Source organism: Xanthocytophaga agilis (assembly GCF_030068605.1).
Classification (GTDB): domain Bacteria; phylum Bacteroidota; class Bacteroidia; order Cytophagales; family 172606-1; genus Xanthocytophaga; species Xanthocytophaga agilis.
On the sequence record NZ_JASJOU010000009.1, the window covers coordinates 228,149 to 254,147 of the forward strand.

23 protein-coding genes are annotated in these 25,999 nt (G+C 38.4%); 11 read left to right on the forward strand and 12 right to left on the reverse strand.

Annotated features, from left to right (window positions below; all coding sequences use genetic code 11):
- Nucleotides 1–369: 369 nt before the first annotated feature.
- Complete coding sequence (locus tag QNI22_RS24070) at nt 370–2,244, forward strand: tetratricopeptide repeat-containing sensor histidine kinase (RefSeq protein WP_314514411.1); 1,875 nt, start codon at nt 370–372, stop codon at nt 2,242–2,244.
- Between the two features lie 108 nt (nt 2,245–2,352).
- Here the strand turns inward: QNI22_RS24070 and QNI22_RS24075 are convergent, their stop codons facing one another.
- From QNI22_RS24075 to QNI22_RS24100, 6 genes are all read right to left on the reverse strand, one after another.
- Entirely contained in the window at nt 2,353–3,384 is a 1,032-nt protein-coding gene (locus QNI22_RS24075) for a bile acid:sodium symporter family protein (RefSeq protein ID WP_314514413.1), read from the reverse strand.
- A 112-nt stretch (nt 3,385–3,496) separates the two neighbouring features.
- Nucleotides 3,497–3,970 (reverse strand): hypothetical protein, encoded by a 474-nt coding sequence (locus QNI22_RS24080; RefSeq protein WP_314514414.1) that lies wholly within the window; start codon nt 3,968–3,970, stop codon nt 3,497–3,499.
- A gap of 203 nt (nt 3,971–4,173) precedes the next feature.
- Nucleotides 4,174–5,439 (reverse strand): MFS transporter, encoded by a 1,266-nt coding sequence (locus QNI22_RS24085; protein ID WP_314514415.1) that lies wholly within the window; start codon nt 5,437–5,439, stop codon nt 4,174–4,176.
- 20 nt (nt 5,440–5,459) lie between these two features.
- Nucleotides 5,460–5,702 (reverse strand): hypothetical protein, encoded by a 243-nt coding sequence (locus tag QNI22_RS24090; RefSeq protein ID WP_313986460.1) that lies wholly within the window; start codon nt 5,700–5,702, stop codon nt 5,460–5,462.
- A 297-nt stretch (nt 5,703–5,999) separates the two neighbouring features.
- Nucleotides 6,000–6,590: a TetR/AcrR family transcriptional regulator gene (locus QNI22_RS24095; RefSeq protein ID WP_314514417.1), complete on the reverse strand. Its 591-nt coding sequence runs from the start codon at nt 6,588–6,590 to the stop codon at nt 6,000–6,002.
- A gap of 127 nt (nt 6,591–6,717) precedes the next feature.
- Nucleotides 6,718–7,917: a hypothetical protein gene (locus QNI22_RS24100; protein WP_314514418.1), complete on the reverse strand. Its 1,200-nt coding sequence runs from the start codon at nt 7,915–7,917 to the stop codon at nt 6,718–6,720.
- A 272-nt stretch (nt 7,918–8,189) separates the two neighbouring features.
- Here QNI22_RS24100 and QNI22_RS24105 point away from each other — a divergent pair, with 272 nt between their 5' ends.
- The 6 genes from QNI22_RS24105 (at nt 8,190) to QNI22_RS24130 (ending at nt 13,154) form a co-directional block, all read left to right on the forward strand.
- A complete protein-coding gene (locus QNI22_RS24105) occupies nt 8,190–8,924 on the forward strand; it encodes a type III pantothenate kinase (protein WP_314514419.1) in 735 nt (244 codons plus the stop codon).
- 86 nt (nt 8,925–9,010) lie between these two features.
- A complete protein-coding gene (locus QNI22_RS24110) occupies nt 9,011–10,306 on the forward strand; it encodes a BamG family beta-barrel-assembly machinery protein (RefSeq protein ID WP_314514421.1) in 1,296 nt (431 codons plus the stop codon).
- Between the two features lie 44 nt (nt 10,307–10,350).
- Nucleotides 10,351–10,896 (forward strand): LPS export ABC transporter periplasmic protein LptC, encoded by a 546-nt coding sequence (gene lptC, locus QNI22_RS24115; protein WP_314514422.1) that lies wholly within the window; start codon nt 10,351–10,353, stop codon nt 10,894–10,896.
- Nucleotides 10,897–10,992: 96 nt separating this feature from the next.
- Nucleotides 10,993–11,214, forward strand: a complete 222-nt coding sequence (locus QNI22_RS24120; RefSeq protein WP_314514423.1) for a hypothetical protein — start codon at nt 10,993–10,995, stop codon at nt 11,212–11,214.
- Nucleotides 11,215–11,264: 50 nt separating this feature from the next.
- Nucleotides 11,265–12,542, forward strand: a complete 1,278-nt coding sequence (locus QNI22_RS24125) for a hemolysin family protein (RefSeq protein ID WP_314514425.1) — start codon at nt 11,265–11,267, stop codon at nt 12,540–12,542.
- 9 nt (nt 12,543–12,551) lie between these two features.
- Nucleotides 12,552–13,154 (forward strand): 5-formyltetrahydrofolate cyclo-ligase, encoded by a 603-nt coding sequence (locus QNI22_RS24130; RefSeq protein ID WP_314514427.1) that lies wholly within the window; start codon nt 12,552–12,554, stop codon nt 13,152–13,154.
- Between the two features lie 104 nt (nt 13,155–13,258).
- Here the strand turns inward: QNI22_RS24130 and def are convergent, their stop codons facing one another.
- Nucleotides 13,259–13,810, reverse strand: a complete 552-nt coding sequence (gene def / locus QNI22_RS24135; RefSeq protein ID WP_314001793.1) for a peptide deformylase — start codon at nt 13,808–13,810, stop codon at nt 13,259–13,261.
- A gap of 162 nt (nt 13,811–13,972) precedes the next feature.
- On the opposite strand from def, the gene QNI22_RS24140 reads away from it, so the two are divergent.
- Nucleotides 13,973–14,383 (forward strand): 3-hydroxyacyl-ACP dehydratase FabZ family protein, encoded by a 411-nt coding sequence (locus QNI22_RS24140; RefSeq protein WP_314514429.1) that lies wholly within the window; start codon nt 13,973–13,975, stop codon nt 14,381–14,383.
- A gap of 77 nt (nt 14,384–14,460) precedes the next feature.
- On the opposite strand, the gene ruvX is transcribed toward QNI22_RS24140, so the two are convergent.
- Together ruvX and QNI22_RS24150 are read right to left on the reverse strand one after the other, a co-directional pair.
- Entirely contained in the window at nt 14,461–14,874 is a 414-nt protein-coding gene (gene ruvX / locus QNI22_RS24145) for a Holliday junction resolvase RuvX (RefSeq protein WP_314514431.1), read from the reverse strand.
- A gap of 57 nt (nt 14,875–14,931) precedes the next feature.
- Nucleotides 14,932–15,678, reverse strand: a complete 747-nt coding sequence (locus QNI22_RS24150) for a hemerythrin domain-containing protein (protein ID WP_314514433.1) — start codon at nt 15,676–15,678, stop codon at nt 14,932–14,934.
- A 444-nt stretch (nt 15,679–16,122) separates the two neighbouring features.
- Between QNI22_RS24150 and QNI22_RS24155 the strand changes: the two genes are divergently transcribed.
- From QNI22_RS24155 to QNI22_RS24165, 3 genes are all read left to right on the forward strand, one after another.
- Entirely contained in the window at nt 16,123–17,787 is a 1,665-nt protein-coding gene (locus tag QNI22_RS24155) for a S41 family peptidase (protein WP_314514435.1), read from the forward strand.
- Between the two features lie 1,092 nt (nt 17,788–18,879).
- Nucleotides 18,880–21,255 carry a TonB-dependent receptor gene (locus tag QNI22_RS24160; protein ID WP_314514436.1) on the forward strand — a complete coding sequence of 792 codons (2,376 nt, stop codon included), beginning with the start codon at nt 18,880–18,882 and terminating at the stop codon, nt 21,253–21,255.
- A gap of 138 nt (nt 21,256–21,393) precedes the next feature.
- Nucleotides 21,394–21,957: a hypothetical protein gene (locus tag QNI22_RS24165; protein WP_314514438.1), complete on the forward strand. Its 564-nt coding sequence runs from the start codon at nt 21,394–21,396 to the stop codon at nt 21,955–21,957.
- Between the two features lie 71 nt (nt 21,958–22,028).
- On the opposite strand, the gene QNI22_RS24170 is transcribed toward QNI22_RS24165, so the two are convergent.
- The 3 genes from QNI22_RS24170 to hutU are packed head-to-tail and all read right to left on the reverse strand — an operon-like array spanning nt 22,029 to nt 25,974.
- Nucleotides 22,029–23,033, reverse strand: a complete 1,005-nt coding sequence (locus tag QNI22_RS24170; protein WP_314514440.1) for a formimidoylglutamase — start codon at nt 23,031–23,033, stop codon at nt 22,029–22,031.
- Nucleotides 23,030–24,262: an imidazolonepropionase gene (gene hutI, locus QNI22_RS24175; protein ID WP_314514441.1), complete on the reverse strand. Its 1,233-nt coding sequence runs from the start codon at nt 24,260–24,262 to the stop codon at nt 23,030–23,032. The genes QNI22_RS24170 and hutI overlap by 4 nt, the downstream gene beginning before the upstream one ends.
- 35 nt (nt 24,263–24,297) lie before the next feature.
- On the reverse strand, nt 24,298–25,974 hold the full coding sequence (gene hutU, locus QNI22_RS24180) for a urocanate hydratase (RefSeq protein WP_314514442.1): 1,677 nt from the start codon (nt 25,972–25,974) through the stop codon (nt 24,298–24,300).
- Nucleotides 25,975–25,999 lie beyond the last annotated feature (25 nt).

The following is a 25,999-nucleotide window of genomic DNA, read 5'->3' on the forward strand; positions in this document are numbered from 1 at the left end:
TCATCACAATAAGTGTAGTATACAGGAAAGAAGAGAACAAGGATTTACAGAAAGTTTTTCCAAACAGCATTATTACATACATATCTTTTTTGTTATACCACTAATGAGGTTCCAAATCGATAACTATCATTAGCAATCAGCTGAAAATAAATATAGAGCAAGAAATACAGCATTGTTGAAAATGAAATGACCTCTAAAAGATACACCTTATATCAAACTTATACCTTGCCATATAAGACAGAAGTAGGGATTATAGTCAATCTTATACGATTCACCTGCTTTATCCTGTTCGCTCTGTTCTTATCCAACATATCCGGTTATGCACAAAACAAGCATCTCACAGATAGTTTGCAAACCGTGTTGAAAACTATGCCAGAAGATACCAACAAAGTAGAGGTGCTTCGGCTATTATTTAATGAATACCGTTATTCCGACCATGAACAGGCTAGAATAATTGCTCAGGAAGAATTACGTTTATCATTGCAACTAAAATATACTTTAGGAGAAGCCTCAGCCTACCGACATCTCGGAATTTCCTATGCACATAAAGGTAAAAGTGTTCAAGCTATTGAATATTACCTAAAAGCTATTCCTTTATATGAACGAATACATGAGTCATTTTTTGTAGGTGCTTGCTATAACAACATAGGAAGTGTATACATGGATCTGAAAGAATGGGATAAGGCTCAAAGTAACTTATTCAAAGCCATCAATATATGGAAACCTTTATCAGATGGCCCTGAAGGAACATGTATAGCCTTATCTAACCTTGGAGATATCTACCTTGAGCAAAAACAGTATGCGCATGCTTTGCAAATGTATGAACAGTCACTGGAAATAGCTCAGCAACTAAAACTCTCTTGGTTGATAGCAGGCACTCAAACCAGTATTGGCAATGTATATATTCGTCAAAAAGAATATAAAAAAGCAACCAGTTATCTTACTAAAGCATCAGTAATAGCAGAGCAAAATCATAGTAATTCAATACTTACTCAGATATACTATTATCAAAGCGAAATTTCTCTTGCGAACAATCAACTCCAAAATGCGTTAGCTCAAGCTTTTGAGGCCTTATCATTCACAAAAAAGACAAAGTCCAGCCGATGGCAGGTAAAATGTTACAAACAGCTGGCTCACATATTTACATTACAGGAGAATTACAAACAAGGAGTACATTTTCAGGATCTGTATATTTCTTTGAATGATAGCCTAAATAATGTCCAACAAGCACTCCAGATTGAAAAATTACAATACAATTATCAACTGGAAAAGAAAGACCTTATTAATCAGTCTTTGTTAAAGGACAAAAAGCTTAAAGAAGAAGAGTTTGATCGTAATACGACAAGGCGTAGGTTTATTCTGGGATTACTCCTACTGTTTATTGCAACTACAGTCTTCTATCGCATTACCTACAAACGTCAGAAAAAGATGAATCAGACGATGGCTCTGCAACAACAGGAGATAGAAGCGCAAAATGAAGAAATCAGATCCCAAAATGATCAGATTTCTATTCAAAGAGAAGACCTTACAAAAGCAAATGCAGCCCTCAATAAACTATTCAATATTATTGCACATGATTTACGTGCCCCATTCCGGTCTATTGAAGGTACCATCACTTTATTTGAAGAAGAATTGCTAGACCCTCAGGAAATGCAGACTGTTGTTCAGAAACTGGGTGCACAAGTAAGCAAATCTTCAGAATTATTGGATAAATTATTGATCTGGTCCAAAAGTCAGCTTGAAGGCTTTCAGGTAAACCCTAAAACATTTGATATAGCGGAAGTTATACATAGAAGTACTGAAATATTGGAAATCCAAGCTAGCCAGAAAAAAATCAGCATTACGACCGAGATAGAATCTTCCTTAAAAGGCTATGCAGATCCTGATATGATTGAAACTATTCTACGTAATCTAGTTAGTAATGCTATCAAGTTCTGCGAAAAAAATGATACAATCCGAATTTGTGCAATCTTGAAAGAAAGTCATATTTCTATATCTGTCCACGATACAGGACAAGGCATGGATGAAGATGTCAGAAAGAAAATATTAAATCCTACAAGTTTTTATTCTACGTTGGGCACATCGGGAGAGAAAGGTACAGGACTTGGAATACATCTTTGTCTGGAATTCCTGGCATTAAATAATGGCCATTTGCATATTGAAAGTATACCAGGAGAAGGCAGTGTATTTACCTTTACCCTACCACGAGATAAAAATAAAGTATACGAAGCCAGCTTTTGCTAATTTACTATGAGTTTTGATCAATCAAAGCTCACAGTAATGTGTGTTTATAATAAAGCCAATAAAACCAACTAAAAAATACTAGCAGGCAAAGTATACAAATGAATTGATTTAAGCAGCTTTTTTATTTTTATCTTCCCTACTTCTAGCAATTGATTGTGCTATAATACTTGCTACCAACAATTGTAAAGCATGGTAAAGCATCAATGGCAACAGCATAATGCCAGCCATTGCTACATCCGGAAATAATACTTTAGACATAACGGTACCATGTACCAGTGATTTCTTTGAGCCGCAAAATAAAGCAGTAATCCGGTCTTCTGGCGAAAATTTCAATAACTTGCTAATTAGATGTACTACAGAAAATACCAGGAAGAATAAAGCCAGCATGCCTACTCCCAACAGAAAAATATCTATCAACGTATAACTATGGAAGATTCCTTCAGAAAAAGATTCGCAAAATGAAGTATAGACAATCATCAGAATAATGGTCTGATCCATCATACGAAGCTTTTGCTTATTCTTCTCAGCAAACTCTCCCCATCGGGAATGTAACAATACGCCTAATACAACAGGTAATAATACTTGTAAAGCCAACTTAGCAATCACATCACCTAAATGATACTCTCCAGAATTGGCGTTCAGGAAGGAACTCATCCACAAAGGGGTAATAAATACACCCAGTAAACTTGAAATGCTGGCATTGAAAATAGCTGCCGGCATATTACCTCCAGCAATTGATACCATAACAACAGAAGAAGAAACAGTAGAAGGAAGAGTAGCCAGATAGAATATAGCCAGCCACAGCACCGCTCCATGCTGAGCCTTAAAAAGGCTTTGCAAACATAGAATCAGGCAGGGAAAAAGTATAAACGTAGTAAAGTGTATAAGTGTGTGTAACCGCCAGTTGCTTAATCCTGCTTTTAATTTTTCTGGGCTTAGACGCAAACCATAAAAGAAAAAAATCAACGACACACCATAATTTGCTATCTCATCCAGATGAAATGGGCTATCTTTGGTACCTGGATAAGGAAACAGATAGGCCAAGCCAATCATTGACAGCAGTGCTAGCAAAAAACCGTCCAATCCAGCTTTTTGCAGAATAGCGGTTATTTTCTGAAAGCCTGTAGGGGAATTACTCATAGAGAACAAATTTCTAATCAAAGAATTAATAGGGTAACCCTTCCAATTATATTATTTGTTCCCTATGTATAAAACAACCACTTAATTAAAAACAAAATACTCTACCTATCAATTAGTTAACTTTGATCATATATATTCCATCTGTAAGACTAACCGGAGTATTATTAAACCGTAAAGCAGAAGCATATACCCAACTACCACAATTATTGCTACTCTGATAAGTATCAACCGAAAGAGTACCTATAACTTTTCCGGAAATTTCCAGATCAAATGAAGAAATACTTTCTCCTCTGGCAGTAGTTATAATCAAATAACTACTGCCATAAAATAGTTGTGAATCGGTAGGTTTCACAGCAGTTACATCAGAAAGATAGACCTTGGAGCCAACCTTATTTGTATATGAGATCTTGAGAGATCCACGATTATCTGCCGTAATAATAGATTGATTTGTACTATCTAACAGAGCAAACACCAAGGTCGGCGGTGAGGTAACACATGGTGCTTCATCTGACTTGGAACAATTTAATAAAGTTCCACTTAAGAGTAGTAATAAGGCAATTGGGTAAAAAATGTTTTTGCTTAGCATGTTGCGGATTTAACTATCTTTGAGAAAATAAAATTACTACCTCAAAGATACCATACTACATGCATAAATACATATATGTAGATATAACTATAACGTTTTTTATAAGTAATCACTCTCTTGACAGAGAGCTTTCCCACAAAAAACCACTCTGTCTTTGCTACGAATAAGCAAAAACAGAGTGGCGAAAAGAGTTCTTTACTTAACTACAAAGCAGGTTTTGGCACCGGAACCATTGCCAGCTTCCTGGCAACATATATATGAATCATATACATCATAGCTACTGTAACCAGAATAGAACCAATCACTACATAACTTAAAAGATCATAATGTTCTAAAGGAGCATTCTCCGATGGTTGAAAAACGATTAAACCTGCCACAGCAGAGGCTATTCCTCCTGAAATCTGCTGTATAGAAGAGTTGATACCCATAAAAGCACCTCTATCCTGAGGTAAGGGCACTGCACTCACCAAAGCAGAGGAAGAAATCATACGGGAAGAGATTCCAACAAAGAGAATCACATTGATTGGAATAACTGTCCACAAAGGAGTAATTCCTAAATGACAATAAATAAATATCATCACACTACTTATGGCAGAACCAATACAAAACATTTTATACTTACCAATTTTGTCGCTGATTTTTCCAACAACGGGTCCGGCTATCATGGCACAGATACCTGTAACCATATAAATCATAGGCAGATCATCCAGCGATAACCCAAGATTATGCACACTGAATGCGCTTCCAAATGGCATAAGCATAAATCCACCTGTTGCCAGAAGAGCTGTAGCAGCAAATGCTTTCAGATATTCAGGTTGTGAGACTGTATGGGCCAGATGTAGGAATGGGTTCTTGTCTGACCGATTTTTTAAATGGACGTCTATTGGCTGCATATATAAAAACACAGCGATCCATATCAATATACTTATTCCTACAATCATTAAAAAGGGCGAATGCCATCCCAGGTGATTGGCCAGATACAAACCCACAGGGATACCCATAACCTGACTGGACGCAAATGCCATTTGTACAAATCCCATTACCTGTCCTCTCACTTCCAATGGAAATAAGTCTGTAATAATAGCAAACCCGATAGATCCTATTACTCCACCGAAAATGCCTGTAACAACACGAGCAGCCAAGAGAGCCGGATAATCAGGTGCCATTCCACAAAATAGCGTTCCGATAATAAAACCAGCATAAAAGAACAGGAGTAATTTTTTACGATCAAACTTATCTGCAAATCCTGCAGCCAGTAATCCGGAAGCACCTGCACTAAAAGCATAGGCAGAGACAACCCAGCCAAATTGCTCGGTCGAAATAGTAAGCTCTTTCATTAGCTGTGCACCCAAAGGTGACAGCACCATAAAATCCAGAATAATTGAAAACTGAAGAATAGCTAGTATGGCGATAATAAATATCTGATAGCTGGTAAATTTTTTTTCCTTAGATGTAGCTTTATTTTCCATGAACAGGTGTATTTAAGTTTTTAGTCTGGCAATTCTTCACAGAAGAAGCCAGCTTCTCTTAGTAAGAAGATAATATCCTGCGGATACAAAACAGATGAATTGGATTTCACACGTAATACCCTGTCTGTATCATCCTGAGCTATATTCCAATGAAGGATTCGGGTATCAGCATTCAGGACAGGCGTTATTGTCAGCAGATCTTTTTTGTTCCGGATATTGGTCCGAAAAATTAAAATGTCATTTTGCGTTGTAGTGATAGTCATAACTGATAAAATTTACAATGAGGCATTGGTATACATAAAAAATGTAAATCACATCTGATCAACAATCAGTCTATATTGATAGGTAACAGGTAGTACTTGTCTGTTGGGAAGACGTATCAGATAGATGCTTTACTTTATAAACTACTGACTTATTTTACTGAGGCTACTTATTTTGAACTACATGGTAGATAGACCACACCTATCTATCAAATTTCAATTTACTCTGACTATTATTCATCTGAAAAAAAAATTTCATGAGTGGTATTCAGGATAAATGAATTTCTATCTTGAATACATTTATGGTTTTAATGCCTTTATGACCAAGGTAAGCGTCTGTTCAATATAATCATCCGTTAAGCTAAAATCCCGGTTCCCCATATTCTTACCATTTTGGTGAAATCGGATCAGATTATAAAGTGGGGCAAACGCTACAGACCAAAACACTTCAACAGGCACAGTGACTAATTCTTTGTTCTCTATCGCATTCTGTATAAACTTCCCCATCACTTCTTTAAAATCTTCTGTAATAGATGCACTTATTTTATCTCTATAAGGGGAATGCTTAGCCTGCTCAAAGAAACAGGTTGAAATACCCTGCTCCATACAATACCGAACCCGGTTATACCACTGAACTCGTAATCCTTCTGCAAATGGCATCTCAGGAGAAAAGTTCTCAAATGTGGCGGCAATCATTTTCTTTCCTTCTTCTATCCCCAACTTTACAATCAGATCATCTTTATCCTTATAATAAATGTAGAGAGTAGCAGGCGATACTCCAGCTGCTTTAGCCAGCTTCTGCATACTAAACCCATCAAAACCCTCATTCACAAGCATTTCTAATGCTTTTACCTTTACTATGCTTTCTTTATTTTCGTCTCTTGTTCTCATTGAATACAAATATAAATGAATGTTCGTTTATTTATAAACAAAAGACAAAATATTTTTTATAAAGATCTCGATGCATAAAAAAATCCATCGCAGGTGTGCAATGGATTTTTTATGCAGTTTACTATAATCATTTCTTTGTTGCCAATTGTAGGTTATCCTTATGTGTCCCCCAGTGATACCCTATTTCAAATGGTAAGAATTTAACCCGACTGCTATCTTTGTAATCACGATCAAGTTCTTTCTGGAAACGACCTTTAAACTCTTCAATTGGAGGTGTATATACTCCATATAGTTGTACATTCCATTGGGTAGGGTCATAATATTTATAGGCAATTCCTGTATCATCCTGCAAAATGGCATTACATTTTTCAAGCATTGCATTTCTGATTGTTGAAAATGACTCATAATGCATCAGATAACTGGCAGACTTCAAATACCCAACACATCCCTCAGGCAAAGCATCCAGAAAAGCTTTTATAGCCGGTTTCACCTTAACTCCATTATCCGAAAGATCTCCAGAGTAGTAATACACGGATTTAGGTTTCCGCATATCTGTATCCAGGAAATCAATACGAACCAGACGAGGTAACTTTTTAGGAGAATCGCTTGCTGTACCAACCCAGTTCATTGTCTGCCCATTCTCCATCAATAATAAGGGTTGTATTTTTGTAACTATATGATTCGTACGTACAAGAAAGGTACAGATCATGGGTACTACTCCATTTATCTTTGGCATATCTGTCGACATTTTCTTTGTCAGAAAATAGCTGCGTTGAAAAATATCTCTTAAGGCCCCCTGCATAGCTTCACAATAGGCGGCAACCTCCTTCTCTGACTTAGTGTTGAGATTGGGTAAATCACCAATTGGTTCCAGACCAAATAAATAGTACTTATCTGCCCCAGGGAAAAAAGTAGTAGCGTGAATAAAATCAGGCCCGGAAAACGGATAGAAGACAGTTGTAGCAGATAAGTTTGCCAGTTCGGCCTCTGACCAGCTACGCATCTTATCTAGGCGTTGTCTGTTGACACGAGCCCAACTGCTATCCATCGTTGCAGCAAATTTCTTCCAGGAAGCTGATTCACTCACAGCTTTATAAGGGTTAGTATCTCCATCCTTCATACCTGCAATAATTCGGGAGGTATAGTCATCTGTACGATCAAAAGAGATAGGCTCTATCACAGGTTCTGACTTTACTGAATCTTTATGGGAGATGGAGTCAACCGCAACAACATCCTCCTTTTGTTCGTTTTTGGTCTCAGTGCTACAGGAAAAAAATCCAATACAGAACAATAGTAAAAAATAAGAACAGTATACCTGAACTTTCATGTAGATAAGGTGCAAGGTTAAAAGTTGTTAAAATTATTTAAATCCGGAACAAAGGTAGTAGCTTTGTCAGTGAAAGTAGGCGCAAAATACATAAAACAAAAGATTCACAACAGGTAAGCGTGAGGTAACTCAAAGTTTAATTCGTTTTTTTCTAAGAACTGGTAAAATAGTAGTAAGGCATGCCTGATTTATTGTTGTAGTCTCATTGAAAGATCTCATTCAGCATACAATCACATATCATCTGCTACTGAAATGTGATCCTGAAATTATATATGAATCTGGTTATTGATATTGGTAATTCTTCTGCAAAAATAGGTTATTTCGGAGCAGACTCTTCTCACTATATATATAAGAGGGTTGATCCCAGCGAATTACCAGCAATAGCAACGGAGATGAAGCCCGACTTTATATTAATCTCATCCGTTACAGGAGATGCTGAAACATGGAAAGAAACTCTTTCAGATATAACTCCTGCTATTTGGGTTCTGAACAGTCAGTTGCCGTTGCCATTTACCAATCATTATAAAACTCCACACACACTTGGAACAGACCGGATAGCCTCAGTGGCTGGAGCTCAGGCACTCTATCCTAATCAATCCAGTCTGGTTATTGATGCTGGTACATGTATTAAATATGAATGGCTGGAAAATGGCACAGATTATAGAGGAGGAAGTATATCACCTGGATTACATATGCGCTTTCAAGCCATGCATACGTTTACTCGTAAATTACCCTTGTTGGAACCAACCCCAGAGGTATTTCTTACAGGTACTACTACACTGGAAGCAATGCAAAGTGGCGTGATCAAGGGTATGACAGCAGAAATTGAAGGTATTATTGAACAATACAAACAGCAATATTCTGTTAGTAATGTAATTATTTGTGGGGGGGATGCACATTTTTTTGAAAGGCAGCTTAAAACTCCGATATTTGTTGTTTCGGAATTAGTTCTGATTGGTTTAAATCATATTCTAAATCATACTATTGACAACTTAAAGAGATACTAACATAGAAGTATAGTGATTCATTTTCTTACTAAAGTATTGATTCTTATACTTTTATTCTAAAATCCTGAACTCTGAACCTATTTCACATGCGTTTTTTTCTCAGATTATCTTTTGTCTTTGCTTTTATTCTTTGTAATACTGTTTTACAGGCCCAGAATATGGGAAGTTCTCCTTATTCTCAATTAGGAATCGGAGATATTGTAAACCCTGCCTTTGGACCTCAGCAAGCGATGGGAAGTGCGGGTGTGGCTTATTCCAATGGTTTCTTTATCAACAATATGAATCCTGCTTTATGGGCCAGAAACAGAAGTGTTACACTGGAAGTTGGCGTGATAGGTCAGTATAAAAAAATGAGTACAAGTGATGCATCCAAGACAGTAACGGGCGGTACCCTAAATAATCTGGCATTGGCACTTCCTGTAGCGCGTTACTGGACAACTGGATTGGTTTTGTCTCCTCTTAGTTCTGTAAACTATGACATTAGTGACACGAGAATATTAGCAGGTACGGCTTATACTGCAACCACACGTTATCTAGGTAAAGGAGGATTTACCAGTTTAAACTGGAATAATGGATTTAGCCTATTAAAGAACCAGTTATATCTTGGGTTGCAAACCTCTTATATTTTTGGAGCTACGACTAAGGAGAATATCAGTCAAGTTCATGGACTTCCTTTTACCTCTGCGTATACTCAGAATATTACAGCATCCGGATTTACCTTCAAACCAGGTTTTGCTTATCGTAAACGAGTTAACTACGACAAGAGAGATAGTTTAAAAATTGTGTATGTGAGTTTTGCAGGTACTTATGATATACCGGGAAGAATTAATCTTAAAAGAGATCAAGTACTGGAAAATCGTTCAGACAATGGAGAATCAGGGCCCTTCGGACAAGATAGTCTGGTAAAAAATGAATCAGGAAGGGTATTGATGCCAGGGGGATTCAGAGCAGGATTTAATATCGAGAAACCATTCAAATGGGCTGTATCTGGAGACTTTTATTACAAAAACTGGTCAGGTTACGATATCTCCTATAATACAGATTCACTATCATCAGCTTATGGATTTGGCGTAGGAGCCGAATATACTCCCGACATCAACTCTGTTAACAGTTATCTGAAACGTGTAACACTCAGGGCAGGTTTTAACTACAGTCAGATGCCAATCAAATATAATGATAAACAATTATCAGACCGAAGCATAAGTTTTGGGGCATCTTTCCCAGTTACTACTCAGGATCGAAGTGCGCTTTCCTATCTGAATGCAACGTTTGTTCTGGGTCAGCGTGGAGACAAAGCAATGGTTAAAGAGAACTACTTCAAAATCGTATTTGACTTTAGTATCAGCGCATTTGACTGGTTCCGCAGGTATAAGATTGATTAAGGCATGGTATTTGGTGTGCTATTTACGTCCATATACATATCGCTATGAAAAATACACTAACAAAAAGCAAAATACTGACCCTGGGGTTGGTATTTTGTGTTTTAATGACTTCCTGTGAAGAAGAGGCTCCTGCCCAGCAAACAGGCAAATACAAAGGGCCTAAACGGGAAGAGGATAACATGGAGCTGATTATGACAGATTCGGCCCGATTAAGTGTTCGGTTGCAGGCACCTAAATTATTGGTTATGCAAAACGAGGATCAGCATTTTACCAAAGGAATCTTTATTGAATTTTATAATAAAAATGGTATTAAAACTACTACACTACGAGCCAATAAGGGCGTTCAATATCGGGCAACTAATGTACATATTGCGCTTGGGAATGTAATAGTTACCAATCTGGAAAAGAATCAGACATTGAAAACAGAACGCCTTGATTGGAATCCAGATACTAAAAAACTATACACAGATAAGTTTGTTACAATTATTACTCCAGAAGAGCGGATAGAAGGAACAGGTCTGGAAGCAAAGCAGGATTTTAGTTCTTATAAAATGCGTAAAATTTCAGGAGTCTTTTCAGTAGACCAATAATACTATACTCTTTATCTTAATGGAGAAATAGATATCTGTGTAAACAGTAATTGTACAAATATCTATTTCCTTATTCATTATACATCAATACCTACAGTGAAACTTATTGACGTACTTTTATTATATCCGGCATTTGCACTTCTGCTTATTGGCCTGCACCAAATCCTGTTAAGAGGCTTTGCCCAGAGTTACTGGATTTTGATGCTGGCTCTGATCTTATTGTATGGATACCAATGGCGTAGAACAAAGCAGGCAGCTCAGCAGACAAGTAAAGAACCACCACAGCTAAAATCAAAAACTACCAGAAAGAAAAAATAATAATTAATATGCTGTCTCTAGTGTATTTAGAATATATTATCTGACACTTCATGAATTCTGTATTGGGTATATTTCTAGCATTAGTATCTGCTGTTTTTTTCACCAGTATTGAAATTGCTTTTGTTTCTGCCAGCAAACTTCACATAGAGTTACAGGAAGAGCAGGGTCTATACTCAGGCAAGGTATTATCCCGGTTTGTAAAGAACACTTCCGGATTGATTGGTACAACATTAATAGGAAAGATTCTTTCAACTGTAGCCTATACGATACTAGCATTCGGTCAACTATATCCCTGGTTAAAAGATTTTCTCCATACTACCTCATATAATCACAGTTACATTCTATTACCACTATCCTTACTTCTGATATTTACAGGGTATTATCTTGTTGTAGAGTGCCTCACAAAATTCTTGTTTCTGGTTAATCCTCATCACTGGTTACAAATTGCGATCATTCCTTTTCGAGTAGCCTATATTCTTCTGTATCCTTTTATGACAGGTATGGCTACTATCTCCCGATGGATAATCAAGCATGTACTACGTATTCCGGAAAAAGACATACAACCCTTGTTTAGCCAGACAGAATTAACTGTTTATCTGGAACAGCTGGACTATACGGAAACAGCCAAAGAAGAAGATGAGGTAGATACTCAGATTTTTAACAACGCACTTTCATTTAAACGAATCAAGGTAAGAGATTGCATGATTCCCAGAACAGAAATTTCTGCAATAGATATCGAAGAGGGCATGAGTGAGTTAAAAAGGAAATTTGTAGAGAGCGGACATTCCAAGGTGTTGGTATACAAAGACTCTATTGATAATATCATTGGGTATTGTCATGCGATAGAGTTATTTAAAAAGCCGAAGGATATTCAACAGCTTTTGACACCTGTAAAAATTGTAGCCGAAACTACTCCTGTTACAGATGTGTTAATAGAATTAACACAATCACAAAAGAGTCTGGCAGTGGTTGTAGATGAATATGGGGGTACTTCTGGTTTGGTTAGTATTGAAGATATTATTGAACAACTATTAGGTGAAATCCAGGATGAATACGATGTAAGTGAAGACTGGGTGGAGGAAAAGCTAAACGAGTCGACCTATTTATTGAGTGCACGTCATGAGATTGATTATCTGAATGATAAATACACTTTAAACCTTCCAACGGGCGAATACGGTACATTAGGAGGACTAATTATTTCTATCTATGAAGATCTTCCTTCTGTAAATAAACAAATTCATCTATCTCCTTTTACATTTACAATCCTGTCAATGAAGGATTCACATATTGATGTTGTCAAATTATCTATTGAGGAGAGTAAAGATTAAATTTGCACTATGCCAGAAAAGATAACTACTACAGCCATTAATACAAAAGCCAGTTTACGTCGTACGTATCTTACCAATCAGAAAAAATTATCCCAGCAGGAGGTACAGAGTTTAAGTCAACAAATTTCTGATCAGTTATTTCTGACTTTCAACTTTCAGACTATCCGGACAATACATTGCTTTTTACCTATTGTAAAAAACAATGAAATAAATACCTGGCTTATTATACGAAGGCTCCAGCAAGACTTTCCGAATACTCAGATTGTAATACCCAAAACAGATGCAGCATCCCTTTCAATAATTAGCTGTTTGCTAGCACAGGATACAGTTCTTACAGTATCAGACTGGGGTATTCAGGAGCCGGAAGTTATTGAAAAAATAGAAACCACACAGATAGATTATGTATTAGTCCCACTCTTAGCCTATGATCGACAAGGATATCGTGTAGGTTATGGAAAAGGATTCTATGATCGGTTTCTGGCACAATGCCGTCCGGATGTAGTAAAGATAGGATTATCTTACAATTCTCCCCTAGAAAAAATAGAGGATATAGATCAATATGATATTCCTCTGGACTATTGTGTCACTCCTGAAACAGTATGGATGTTCTGATAGCTCCTGGGTCTTATATACATACCGATACATATGATACTCATACAGTAGAAATCTACCTTTATCCAGGTGTCAACCAACAGATAAAGGTAGATACTGAATTATTATTTGGCAAAACGTAAGCGATAATCAGCCCGAGCCTTACCTTTGCTAATGTCAGCCAGCTTTGATTGAATCAAGCGCTTCTTCATAGCAGACACCTTATCTACAAACAATACTCCCTGTAAGTGGTCATATTCATGCTGAATAATCCGGGCAGGAATACCTTCATATTCTTCTGTATACTCATTCCAGTTCTCATCAAAATAGTGAATCTTCACTTTAGGGGGACGATTTACATCAGCACGGATACCCGGAATGCTTAAACAACCCTCTTCAAAAGCCCATTCGTCACCTGTTTCTTCCAGAATTGTTGGATTTACAAACACCTTTTTAAACTTCTGTAATACCTCATCTTCCTCATCCATAGGGCTACCATCTGTTACAAATATTCGGACGCTCATTCCTATCTGAGGGGCAGCCAACCCTACACCACTGGCATTGTACATGGTTTCATACATATCATCTACCAGCTTTTTAATATCAGTTCCTTTCTCAATTGGCTGTGCGACTTTTTTCAGAACAGGGTCGCCATACGCTGTAATAGGATAAATCATAAACTAAATAAGTAGAAAACGTTTTTGCAAAGATAGGCAAAAAAAGGCGGGCAGGAAAAAAAAGGATAATTTGAAAGTCAGCATGTTTTTAATATATTTGGTATAGCTAGATATATTACTGTATTCGTTTGTTTTTATGAGCAACTAATACTCTACACTGATATGAAGGAAATTGAAAGTTTATTACCTCATAGGGATCCATTTCTCTATGTAGATTCTATTATCTCGGCCACACTGGAAGAAGTAATCGGAATAAAGCAATTCGACAGTTCTGATTCATTTCTCAACAGTAGCTTTCCGGAAACATCTTATGTACCTGGAATGATTTTAATTGAGTCAATGGCTCAATGTGGTGGAGCCGGAGCCCGTAAAATAAACGCAACAGAAGGACTTTTTGGCCTGGCAGGAATTGAAATGGCGTGTTTTCACGCAGGTGTAGAATTTGGAAAGACAGTCAAGATGATTATTAAAAATCTTAAAATAAGTACTAAGATCGTAAAACAATCAGGTGTTGCTTATGTGGATGAAGTCCCGGTAGCAGAAGCAACATGGGTATGTATTAAGATTCAGTAATCTGTCTTTCATAAGCATTCTCTTCTTTCAACAGATTTTAGGATAGTTCTGTTTAAGGAAATCAGTAGACAGGTCTGTTATTTTCTCGATTCCATAAAAGATTGTAGAATAATCGCAGCGCTGACTTTGTCTATATTCGATTTATCCTGACGATCTTTCTTTTTCATTCCACCAGCTATTAAAGTCTGCTGAGCCATGATGGAAGTAAAGCGTTCATCTACCCGGTGAACAGGTGTCTCAGGAAATTGTGCCTTCAATCGCTTAACAAAACCTTCCACATGAGGGGCTATTTCGGATGGTGTATTATCTGTCTGTTTTGGCTGCCCAACTACGAAGCTCTCTACTTCCTCCTGTACCATATAGGATTTGAGGAAATCCATCAATTGATGAGTAGCAACTGTATCCAATGGAGAAGCGATAATCTGTAATGGGTCTGTTACAGCTAGTCCTGTTCGCTTCAAGCCATAATCAATTGCTAAAATACGTGGCATATAGTATATCAATAAGATTCTGGAAATGTATATACTGGAATCTTATGTAGGTCTTTTTTAATTTAAAACAGCAATCTGCTTCACTACTTCCCGTACCTCTTTTTCTAGTTCAAGCACCTTTGGAAACAGAATTTCGTTTTCTATACGGGCATGTGTGTGCAGTTCTGTCTCAAAGGATTTCAACTCAGCAAAAACAACCTTCAGATGTTGACTACTTCCGGCTGGCAGAGTATAATTATTGGTAATTTCGCGTATACCAGCCATTTCATCGTCATGTGTTTCATGATCGTCCGCAAAATGCTGTACAGACTTATTCTCCAGTTCGAAGAATACTTTTCCCAGAGAAACTTTATGTTGCTGTGCCTTTTGAAGTAAGGCTACATAGTTAAAGAGTGTATCCTCTTCTTCGTGAATATGTAGTATAAAATCTTCTACAAAAAGAGGGAACAAAAGTTGTAGATCCTTTATGCATGGGTATGATTCATAGCGTAACGTCTCTACCAGATGTGCCATATAAGGTAGAGTTTGCTTTACAAAAACGGCATGAGTATGGCGCAAAAACTCTATAATCAAATCTACAGGAAGTGTTTCCAGTGTAATTGACTTCGTATTTTTTTGCTGTAAAGCATATTCCAGACTATGCACTACCTGAGAAACATTCAATCCCCGACGCCGACAAACCTGCTCTAGTGTATCATCTGCATACTCATAAAACCGAATACCAAAATAATACAACACATGTGCATACACATAGTTATCATCTACAAGCTCAGTAATCGTACGGCGAAGAATGGTATGTTCCATAAGTACTTGTCTTTCTTACAAAGGTAAAAAAATCTTTTAATGAAGTGGTTTAGCCTGCAAAAAAACAATATACAGAAAAGACTACCAATGATAAAAATCATTGTATGTATATCTTTATTGTTTAATTGAAAAAAAACGCAGCTTATGTATTTTTATTGCCAGCAAAAAACGTGCGAATCCCGTCTATCAAATTTCTCCACTATCATTGCACTTTTTTCTTTATTTTTATAGATACATTATAGCTCACATTCGCAAGCTTAAAAAATTTAGCCTTAAGTTTGCCATTAAGGTCTGAATCATTCTTCTTTGGAGAACGTATGGAATGGAAAAGCCTTACTTACAATGGAAGGCAAAATGGAAATAGCATAGACTATACTCTGTATACAAACTGCTTACCTAATAGATGGTAGAGATATTAAGTATTAATTTTAATTATTTAAACACATGAGTACAATACGAAATTCCAGCTTTTATGTGCGTTTACCTATTTTGCTGGCCGTAACTCTGGCTGGAGGGATTTTTCTGGGAGCAAAAGTCGGAGGAAACAGTAATAATGGTAATGTGGCCAAAAGTTATCAGAAATATCGGGAGATACTTTCGTTAATTGACCGGGATTATGTGGATACTGTCAATATTGAAAAGCTGGTAGATTACTCCATTGAGAAGATGCTGGAAAAACTAGATCCTCATACAGCCTATATACCTGCCAGCGATATTCAAATGGCTCGTGCACAACTGGAAAGCGACTTTGATGGGATTGGGGTTGAATTTAATATATTTCGGGACACTGTGTCTGTGATTGCTCCTCTTGTCGGTGGTCCATCAGAATCAGCAGGGATTCGGGCTGGTGACAAGATTGTTGAAGCCAATGGGGTAAAACTTACAGGTAAGAGTCTGGATAACAATCTTGTGTTTACTTCTCTGAGAGGTCCCAGAGGTTCAAAAGTTAAAATAGGAATTGTCAGAAAAGGTGTAAAAGAGGTAGTCTATTTCAACATTACCAGAGATAAAATACCTCAATTCTCTATCGAGTCATCACATATGGTTGACAATAGTACTGGCTATATCAAAGTTAGCCGCTTTGCAGCCAATACCTATGATGAATTCAAGAAAGCTCTTGGGAATCTGAAAAAGCAGGGAATGCAACAACTCGTACTGGATCTGCGTGGCAATCCTGGTGGCTATATGGATAGAGCTACCAATATGGTTGATGAACTACTGGCAGGAAACAAGTTAATCGTCTATACAGATGGCAAAGAGTCACGCTATGATCAGAAAGTAAATGCCTCTCAACCAGGTATCTTTGAAAAAGGCCCTATCATTGTGTTACTGGACGAAGGAAGTGCTTCTGCCTCTGAAATTGTAGCAGGTGCCTTACAGGATAATGACAGAGCATTGGTAGTAGGACGTCGTTCGTTTGGAAAGGGACTCGTACAGGCTCCAATCCCTCTTGAAGATGGTTCTGAGTTACGCCTTACGATCTCCAGATACTATACTCCTAGTGGCCGTAGCATTCAAAAAGAATATACGCATGATGGTACAGATGACTATGATCGTGATATAGAAAAACGCTATGAACATGGAGAGTTCTTTAATGCAGACAGTATTAAATTTAATACATCTAAAACGTACAAAACAGCTAAAGGTCGTACAGTATATGGTGGAGGTGGAATCATGCCTGATGTATTTGTAAGTCTGGATACCAACTACAATACCAAATACCTTGCAGAGTTGTATAACAGCAATATTGTTCGGGAATATGCACTTAACTATGCTACAGACCATCGCAAAGAACTTGACAAAATGAGTTTTGCAGACTTTCGCAAAAAAGTTACCATCACAGATGCCATGTTACAGGATGTAATCAAGATGGCCAACCAAGCCAACATTACGTATAACGATAAAGACTTTCAGCGCTCCAAAGCATTCTTATCCAATCAGTTAAAAGCACTGATAGCACGTACAGTATGGAGACGTTCAGAGAAAGATGGTTTAAATAATGAATATTATCAGATTACCCTGGAACAAGATCCTGTATTCCAGAAAGCCCTACAGTCTTTCCCTAAAGCAGCGGCACTGGAACAAGGCAAATTGGCAAGTAGCAAATAATTATATCTCATTCTTATAGCAAAAAGGCCTTCCCTGATTTATAGGGAAGGCCTTTTTGCTTTTTGCAATAGTTGGAATCATTTTATGGAAAGGCCAGGAAGGATAAGCCAAGTATTAGTCATCATTTTATGCTCCTGAATTTAATGTATAAACTATGCTTGAGCTTTTCTTAGGTCGAAAAAAATCTTGCGGTTAATTCTATGCAAAAACTTTTTTGCGGTGTATTCAACGCATTGACAACTTTGTGGTGAACTTTAGATATAACCCACCTTTAAGAGAGTTTGCGGTGTATTCCGATCACAAACGTTTTTGCGTGGAATACACCGCAACAGTTCGGATGCGTTGAACTAACCGCAAACAAAACATTTCAGTGAATAACGCTCAAAAAATTGTTTGTAGTAATTTATGCGCAAACGAAAAAATGATTGGAGTTCCGGTCAAATACTGAAGTTGATTCTAATGTGCAATGGGGGAAGGAAACTCTGTGACATCTGTGTATACCCATTACATCCATGATTCTGAAAACTTTCATCTGTCATCCCCTTAAATTTGTAATTCTGCTAGCTGCAATGTCGATTTTATCTTTCCATTGATAAAATATAGCTCTTCTACTTTTGGGGTAAGATGGGGTAAGTTCGGGGTAGATTTTGGGGTGATATTAACTGCCTGATACAGAGGTGGGGGTAAGCGGGGTAGGATTCCCTTATATATGTATATAGAGAATAATATAAAAAATACTATATATAGTATATACATACCCCACTATTCCCGTTTCTTCCAGAAGAGTTTCCGGCCAAAAATGCTCCCCCTCTTACCCCGCTTCTGTATCAGGTAGTTAACCCTTCCCCGTATGCTACCCCATCATTCCCCAGCTTACCCCATCGTTTTTGAAAATCATATTTAGTCTTTGAGGCTCGCTTACCTCCTTTTTCCTATCTACGCTATAGTATACCACCCGACTAGCTAGACTCTGAGTAGGTATTCAGATAATTTCTTTTCATTCAAAAGTAAAATTGCAATCATGTTGCAAAAACCAGTATATTTGTATATTACTCAGAAGCAGACCATCAAGCATAGCATTTTCAATAGGTAATGAATACGTACAAGATACTTCAAAGAATAGCCCTCTACAGCTTACTACTATTCATTGGAGGAATATTCGGTAACAGCCTGCAAGCTCAGGAGAACTGTCAATTATCGGTTAGTGGCACAGTAGTACATTCCCAGCAACAACCTTTTCCAGGGGCGGTTGTATTTATTGTTGAGCTAAAGCAAGGGACTACTACAGATGAGAAAGGGCGCTATCATATTGATCATGTTTGTCCAGGTACCTATACAGTTATTTGCCAATATGTAGGCCACCACACAGACTCTACCTATATTCAGATAACCAAGTCGCAAGGTAATCTTAACTTTCATCTGGACGAGATGGAAGAAACGCTGGAAACCGTTGTGGTACAAGGCACTCATCAGGAAAATGCGACTTTACTACCACAACAATCGTTACAAGGCAAGGATCTGGAACGTATACAAGGCATAGCGCTGGGTGAAATGGTCAAGACACTGCCAGGTCTGAATTCTATTCAAACAGGTCCCAGTATTTCCAAACCTGTTATCCATGGTCTGCATAGCAACCGGGTACTGATTCTCAATAACGGTATCAGGCAAGAAGGTCAACAATGGGGTAGCGAACATGCACCTGAGATAGATCCGTTTGTAGCCAAACGAATTACAATTATCAAAGGAGCCTCCAGTGTCAGATATGGGGCTGATGCTATAGGGGGAGTGATTATGGTAGAACCAGATCCTCTGCCACAAACCAATAAGATTTCAGGAGAAATAAACCTTCACGCATTTAGTAATAACCGTCAAGGGACAGTATCAGGTTTGATGGAAGGTGGATTAAAAAAAATAAATGGCTTAGGATGGCGTGTACAGGGAACGTATAAAAAGGCAGGTACTTCACGTACTCCAGACTATTATCTTACCAATTCCCAATTTGAGGAAGCAAACGTTTCTGCAGCAACAGGGTATAAAACCGCTAAGTATGGCTTCGATGTATTTTTCAGCCATTTCTCAACCAAGATAGGCATATTCACCGGATCACATATCGGCAACCAAACGGATCTGGAAAATGCCATCAATGCAGACCGTCCACTGGTATCATCCAAATTTTCCTATAGTATAGGCAGGCCTTATCAGGACATCTCTCACAATCTGGCTAAAGCCAATGCATTCTACATCAGTCCGGCCTTGGGTAAATTCAGTTTATTATTCGGGTATCAGTATAATTTCCGGCAGGAATACGATGCACCTTCTGTACGAAGTACCAATATCCGATTCCGTTTGTACACTTACACCTATGAGTTGCTGTGGGAACACAAATCTTTACTACCCAATACAACTGGAACAATAGGAGTATCTACTGTCTATCAGGGTAATAATGTAGGTGGGAATGTGTACTTAATCCCTAACTTTAACAATCAGGGTATAGGTGGATTTATCATCGAAAAATGGGCTAAAAACCAGTGGCAGGCAGAAGCAGGCCTCCGCTACGATTATAGGCATCTTGATGTGTATCGCAGAAAGCAAGGGAGTCAAAGTGTAATCTCTCCTGGTTATACATATACAAGTTTTTCAGGTACATTAGGTACGACCTATCAACCCCATCAAAATCTTAGTATTAATCTGAACTTTTCTTCTGCCTGGAGGCCACCTACTGCTGCAGAACTATATAGTGCAGGTGTACATCATGGAGCAGCTGCCTATGAAAAAGGAGACTCAGCGCTTTCTATTGAGCAGTCGTATCATACTACAGTTAGTCTTAACTGGAAACCTACAGATAAACTCAGTGTAGATATTGGTGTATATTCCAATTATATGCCAGGCTATATTTATCTCAAACCGGATTCTGTACCGATTGTAACCATCCGTGGAGCATTTCCAGCTTATACCTATACCCAGACCAATGCACTCTTTAAAGGCCTGGATGCTACTCTGAAATATCAGTTTCTGCCTTACCTGTCCTGGCAAGGCAAACTCGCCATGGTACGGGCATTGAACAGAACCACGGATGAGTATTTGCCTTGGATACCAACAGATCGGATCGAAAACACCCTCCGCTTTGAGAAAAAAAAATGGAAGAAACTTACCAATGTATATGTAGCTATTAGTGTTCTGAATGTGTCTAAACAAAGGCGAATTCCTCCTACTTATACAACCACTACTACTGAAGGTGGAGCTACCCGTACTATTTATGTAGGAGACTTTGCGCCTCCTCCAGTAGGTTATATGCTACTGAGTACAGATATGGGCTTTGCATGGCCTATTGGGAAATATATAGCTGATATTGGAGTATCAGGTCAGAATTTGGCCAACGTCCGATACCGGGACTATTTAAACCGTTTTCGCTACTTCTCAGATGAGATTGGTCGAAATATAATCATACGGTTAAAATTCAGTTTCTAATCACAGCCTTTGCTCAGAGAAATTTGGAGTAGTGAGACAATTATTCTTTAGAATTTTATTGCAACAATGTAGCACAAACAAAAACTTTCCTTACATTTGCAACACAATTGCAATAGTTCCACATTAATCCAGATTGCTATGACAAACCACACATTCAAAACCATGCTACTATGGACGGGTATCGCTTCATTGGCTGTGTTCAGCAGTTGTTCCAAAGAAGATGATCCAGAACCTTTAGAACAGGAGTTAATTACAACAGTTACGTTATCACTAACTAAGTCAGGTAGTTCGACTCCTGTAAGTATTTCCTTTAAAGATCCGGAAGGTGATGGAAGTGGTACTATTACGCCGGATACCCTGGTGCTTGAAGCTAACGCAAGCTATACAGGAGCTTTAACGATCCTAAATGAAACGCTTTCTTCTACAGCAGAAGGATATAATGTAACAGCCGAGATCGAAGAGGAAGCAATTGCTCACCAGTTTTATTATCAGGCAACAGGAGCACAGTTGACTGTAACAACTACAGACGTAGACAGTAATAACTTGCCATTAGGTCTAAAATCTACCATTGCAACTACTACAGCATCTAAAGGCACATTAAAAATTACCTTAAAACATAAACCAGGGGAAAAAGCAGCAGGTGATACTATTACGAAAGGAGAAACAGATGTAGAAGTAGTCTTCCCGGTGAAGATTCAGTAATCAAAATTGCTATCACTTTTACTTAGACACCTTTACTATACTCCTCACAAAGAGAACCTTTGTGAGGAGTATTATTTTTCCAGATAACCTTTCACGAAATCTGATACCAGATAGCTGATTAATTTTCCAGTGGTAAGATCTTTCCTGCCATCTGCCAACTGAGTAGCTCCTTCGCAAATATGCAGATAGGCCACCATACACTGTAAGGCTGTTGTATATAGATACCACCGGGCGAGTGTAGCCGAAATACCAGAAGGAGTCATGGCACTTGACAATACATCTTCAATACAATCCAGATCCAATTCTATCCCTGTCAGAGTACCGTTGGTAAATTCTATAGCCGAGTATACAGCATCCTTGAAAGATAACTTTTCCCGCAGAAATATATCTTCCCAGAAGCAAAACCATATAGCTGCATTTTGCTTTATTTCTGCGATAATAGTTTGGGGATTGTAATTTTCATGCAAGCCTACAATAGCATATTTCTTTAAGAACTTCTCTTCATAAGCATACCGGAAACCGTTGCCACTATGACGGCCTTCTTTTCGCCGGAAATCAGCATGAGCATCCAGATTAATACAATTTAGAGAATAATTAGAGAATGTATGTAGGTGTTGAAGTCCCAAAGAAACACCTTTTATAATAGGATAAGCATTGGCATGGCTTCCTCCTATAACAATTGGGATCTTGTTCTGTTTCACAATATCCATAACCAGAGCCTCAACCTCGCTATCGATGTATTCTACTTGCTTACGATATATATATGGTTCTGAAGAATGTAGGGGCTCTGTAAAATCAAAATACCCAAGTAACTGAACTTCGTTTCCGGTAAATAAATCTGTACTTTGAATATTGAGAAAGGCAGACAGGAAACTATCCCATACAGTATTGGCACCTCCAACTCCCAGATTAGCTTTTACACCAATATCTTCTTTGATACCTAGTAGCACAAACTGGCAATTGTTGGCAATGCCAGCTTTTGAAATTACGATTTGTTCACCCAGTTTCGTTTCCCCTTCCCGATATCTGATATAAGGCTTGCTATCGACAGCCTCATACGAATAAAAATGTTTCATACCCATTTGCCTTGTAACAGTACTTTATCAATCAGAGTAGAGCCAAACGAATAAGGCAGATAAGCAAGAGAAGGTATAGGCTTTGTCAAGATCAGATTGGCTTTTTTACCCCGGCTAATACTTCCTGTACTGTTATGCAATTCCATGGCAAAAGCTCCATTAATAGTTGCAGCATTGATAGCTTCTTCAGGTGTCATTTTAAGTTGTATACAGCTTAGTGCTATCAGCAAGGGCATATTTCCACTGGGCGATGATCCCGGATTATAATCTGTAGCAATTGCCAATGGCAAATTTGCATCCAGCATCTGGCGAGCAGGCGGGTAGCTCATCCTCAAAAAGAAAGCAGCTGAAGGCAATAGTGTCGCAATGGTATTACTCTCTTTTAAACAATCAATTTCTGCTTCCCCTATACTTTCCAGATGGTCTACCGAAATAGCCTTGTATTTTACTCCTGTTTGTACTCCACCTGATACGTGTAACTGATTTGCATGTAACTTAGGCTTCAGTCCAAAACGTATTCCGGCTTCCAGTATCTGTTCGGTTTCCTGAACGCTAAAAAATCCCTGTTCACAAAAAACATCTATATAATCAGCCAGTTGCTCCTCTGCAATAACAGGCAACATCTCTTCTATAATCTGCTGGATATATGCCTGATGATTGTCTTTAAATACAGATGGATAGGTATGTGCTCCAAGAAATGTGGATTTGATTAATACATCTGACTCTTTCTGCAACTTTCGGATTACACGTAGCATTTTCAGTTCACCTTCTACTGTAAGCCCGTAACCACTTTTGATTTCAATAGCACCTGTACCTAGTTTTTTCACTTCTTCCAGACGTTGCCAAGCAAGGTGAAAGAGTTCTTCTTCTGGCGTGTTATTCAGCAATCGGGCTGAGTTTAAAATCCCTCCCCCATTTTTAGCAATGGTCTCATAACTCATTCCTTTGATCTTATCAACAAACTCAGTTTCTCTGCTTCCGGCATACACCAGATGGGAATGTGAATCGCACCAGGCAGGTAATACATACTGTCCGGCAACATCTATCTGCTCTTCATTATCCCACCCTTTCTCTGACAGATCTTTCATCTCTCCATACTCAACAATCTGGTCATCAATAATTCGTAAAAATGCATTGTCAAGATAAGGTAATTCGGCCATTGCCTTACCTTTCAGCAGGGAGGTTTCTTCTCGTATGCCGACGAGTTGTTTAATATTAATAATAAGCATGGAAACGTAAATAACAGGGGTGAGGACAAGATACGTTATTTCAACCTTTCTTTTAGGTCTAGCCGATGCGTTCTAGAGGTATCTTTTGCAATATCATAGCCAGCATCTGCATGACGGATCACACCCAAACCCGGATCATTATGTAGTACTCTTTTTAAACGAATAGCAGCATCCTCTGTACCGTCTGCTACTATCACCATTCCAGCATGAATGGAATATCCCACTCCCACACCACCTCCATGATGCAGTGATACCCAACTTGCTCCTCCAGCAGTATTAATCAACGCATTCAGTACAGGCCAATCTGCCACTGCATCCGAACCATCCAGCATAGCTTCTGTCTCCCTGTTAGGAGATGCAACAGAGCCTGTATCCAGATGATCACGACCAATCACTAATGGTGCTTTTACTTTACCGGTTCGTACCAGCTCGTTAAAGGCAAGTCCTGCCTTTTCCCGCTCTCCTTGTCCTAACCAACAAATGCGGGCAGGTAATCCCTGAAAGGCAATTTTTTTCTGAGCCAGTGTAATCCATCTTCGAAGAGATTCATTTTCAGGAAACAACGACAGTATCAATTCGTCTGTTACCCGAATATCGTCCGGATCACCAGATAATGCAGCCCATCGGAAAGGTCCTTTCCCTTCACAGAACAATGGACGAATATAGGCAGGCACAAATCCTGGAAAATCAAACGCATTGGTCAATCCCTTTTCAAATGCTCTTCCTCTGATATTATTTCCATAGTCAAAGGTTATGCTTCCACGTTGTTGTAACTCCAGCATTATCTGTACATGTTTTACGATAGACTCATATGCGAGCACAAGGTATTTCTCCGGGTTATCCTGACGTACTATATTCGCTTGCTCAACAGAAAGATGCTGTGGGAAGTACCCAATCAATGGATCATGTGCAGAGGTTTGGTCGGTAAGTATATCTGGTGTGATATTCCGGTCTATAAGCCGCTGAAGTAAGTCTACAATATTGCAGTGAACTCCAATAGACAAAGTATCTCCTTGTTTCTTTGCCAGTAATGCCTTGTCAATGGCTTCATCTATATCTGTGTAGAATACATCGAGGTATTTTGTCTCCAGTCGTTTCAGAATACGCCATTCCTCTACTTCTGCTATCAGACACACACCTTCATTCATAGTAACAGCCAATGGTTGTGCTCCTCCCATTCCTCCCAGGCCTGCTGTCACAGATAACGTATTTTTTAACGTTCCATTAAAATGTTTTCTGGCAATAGCAGCAAACGTTTCATAGGTTCCCTGTACGATTCCCTGCGAGCCAATATATATCCAGGAACCAGCTGTCATTTGTCCATACATCATCAGCCCTTTTTGCTCCAATTCATTAAAATGCTGCCAATTAGCCCAATTGGGTACCAATTGCGAATTAGAAATTAATACGCGAGGCGCATCTTTGTGTGTTGGCAGAATTCCTACAGGCTTTCCGGATTGGATCAGTAATGTTTCGTCTTCATTAAGATCTTTCAATGCCTTAATAATCAGATCCAGTGCTTCAAAATTTCGGGCGGCCTTCCCTCTTCCTCCGTATACAATCAGTTCTTCAGGCCTTTCTGCTACTTCCGGATTGATATTGTTCAGCAACATGCGTAAAGCGGCTTCTTGTATCCAGCCTTTACAGTGCAATTGAGATCCTGTTGGTGTCTTATAACGTACAGGGTCATAATTTTTAACCATTGTAGCCATATAGGTATTCTGAAAAAAGTGGAGA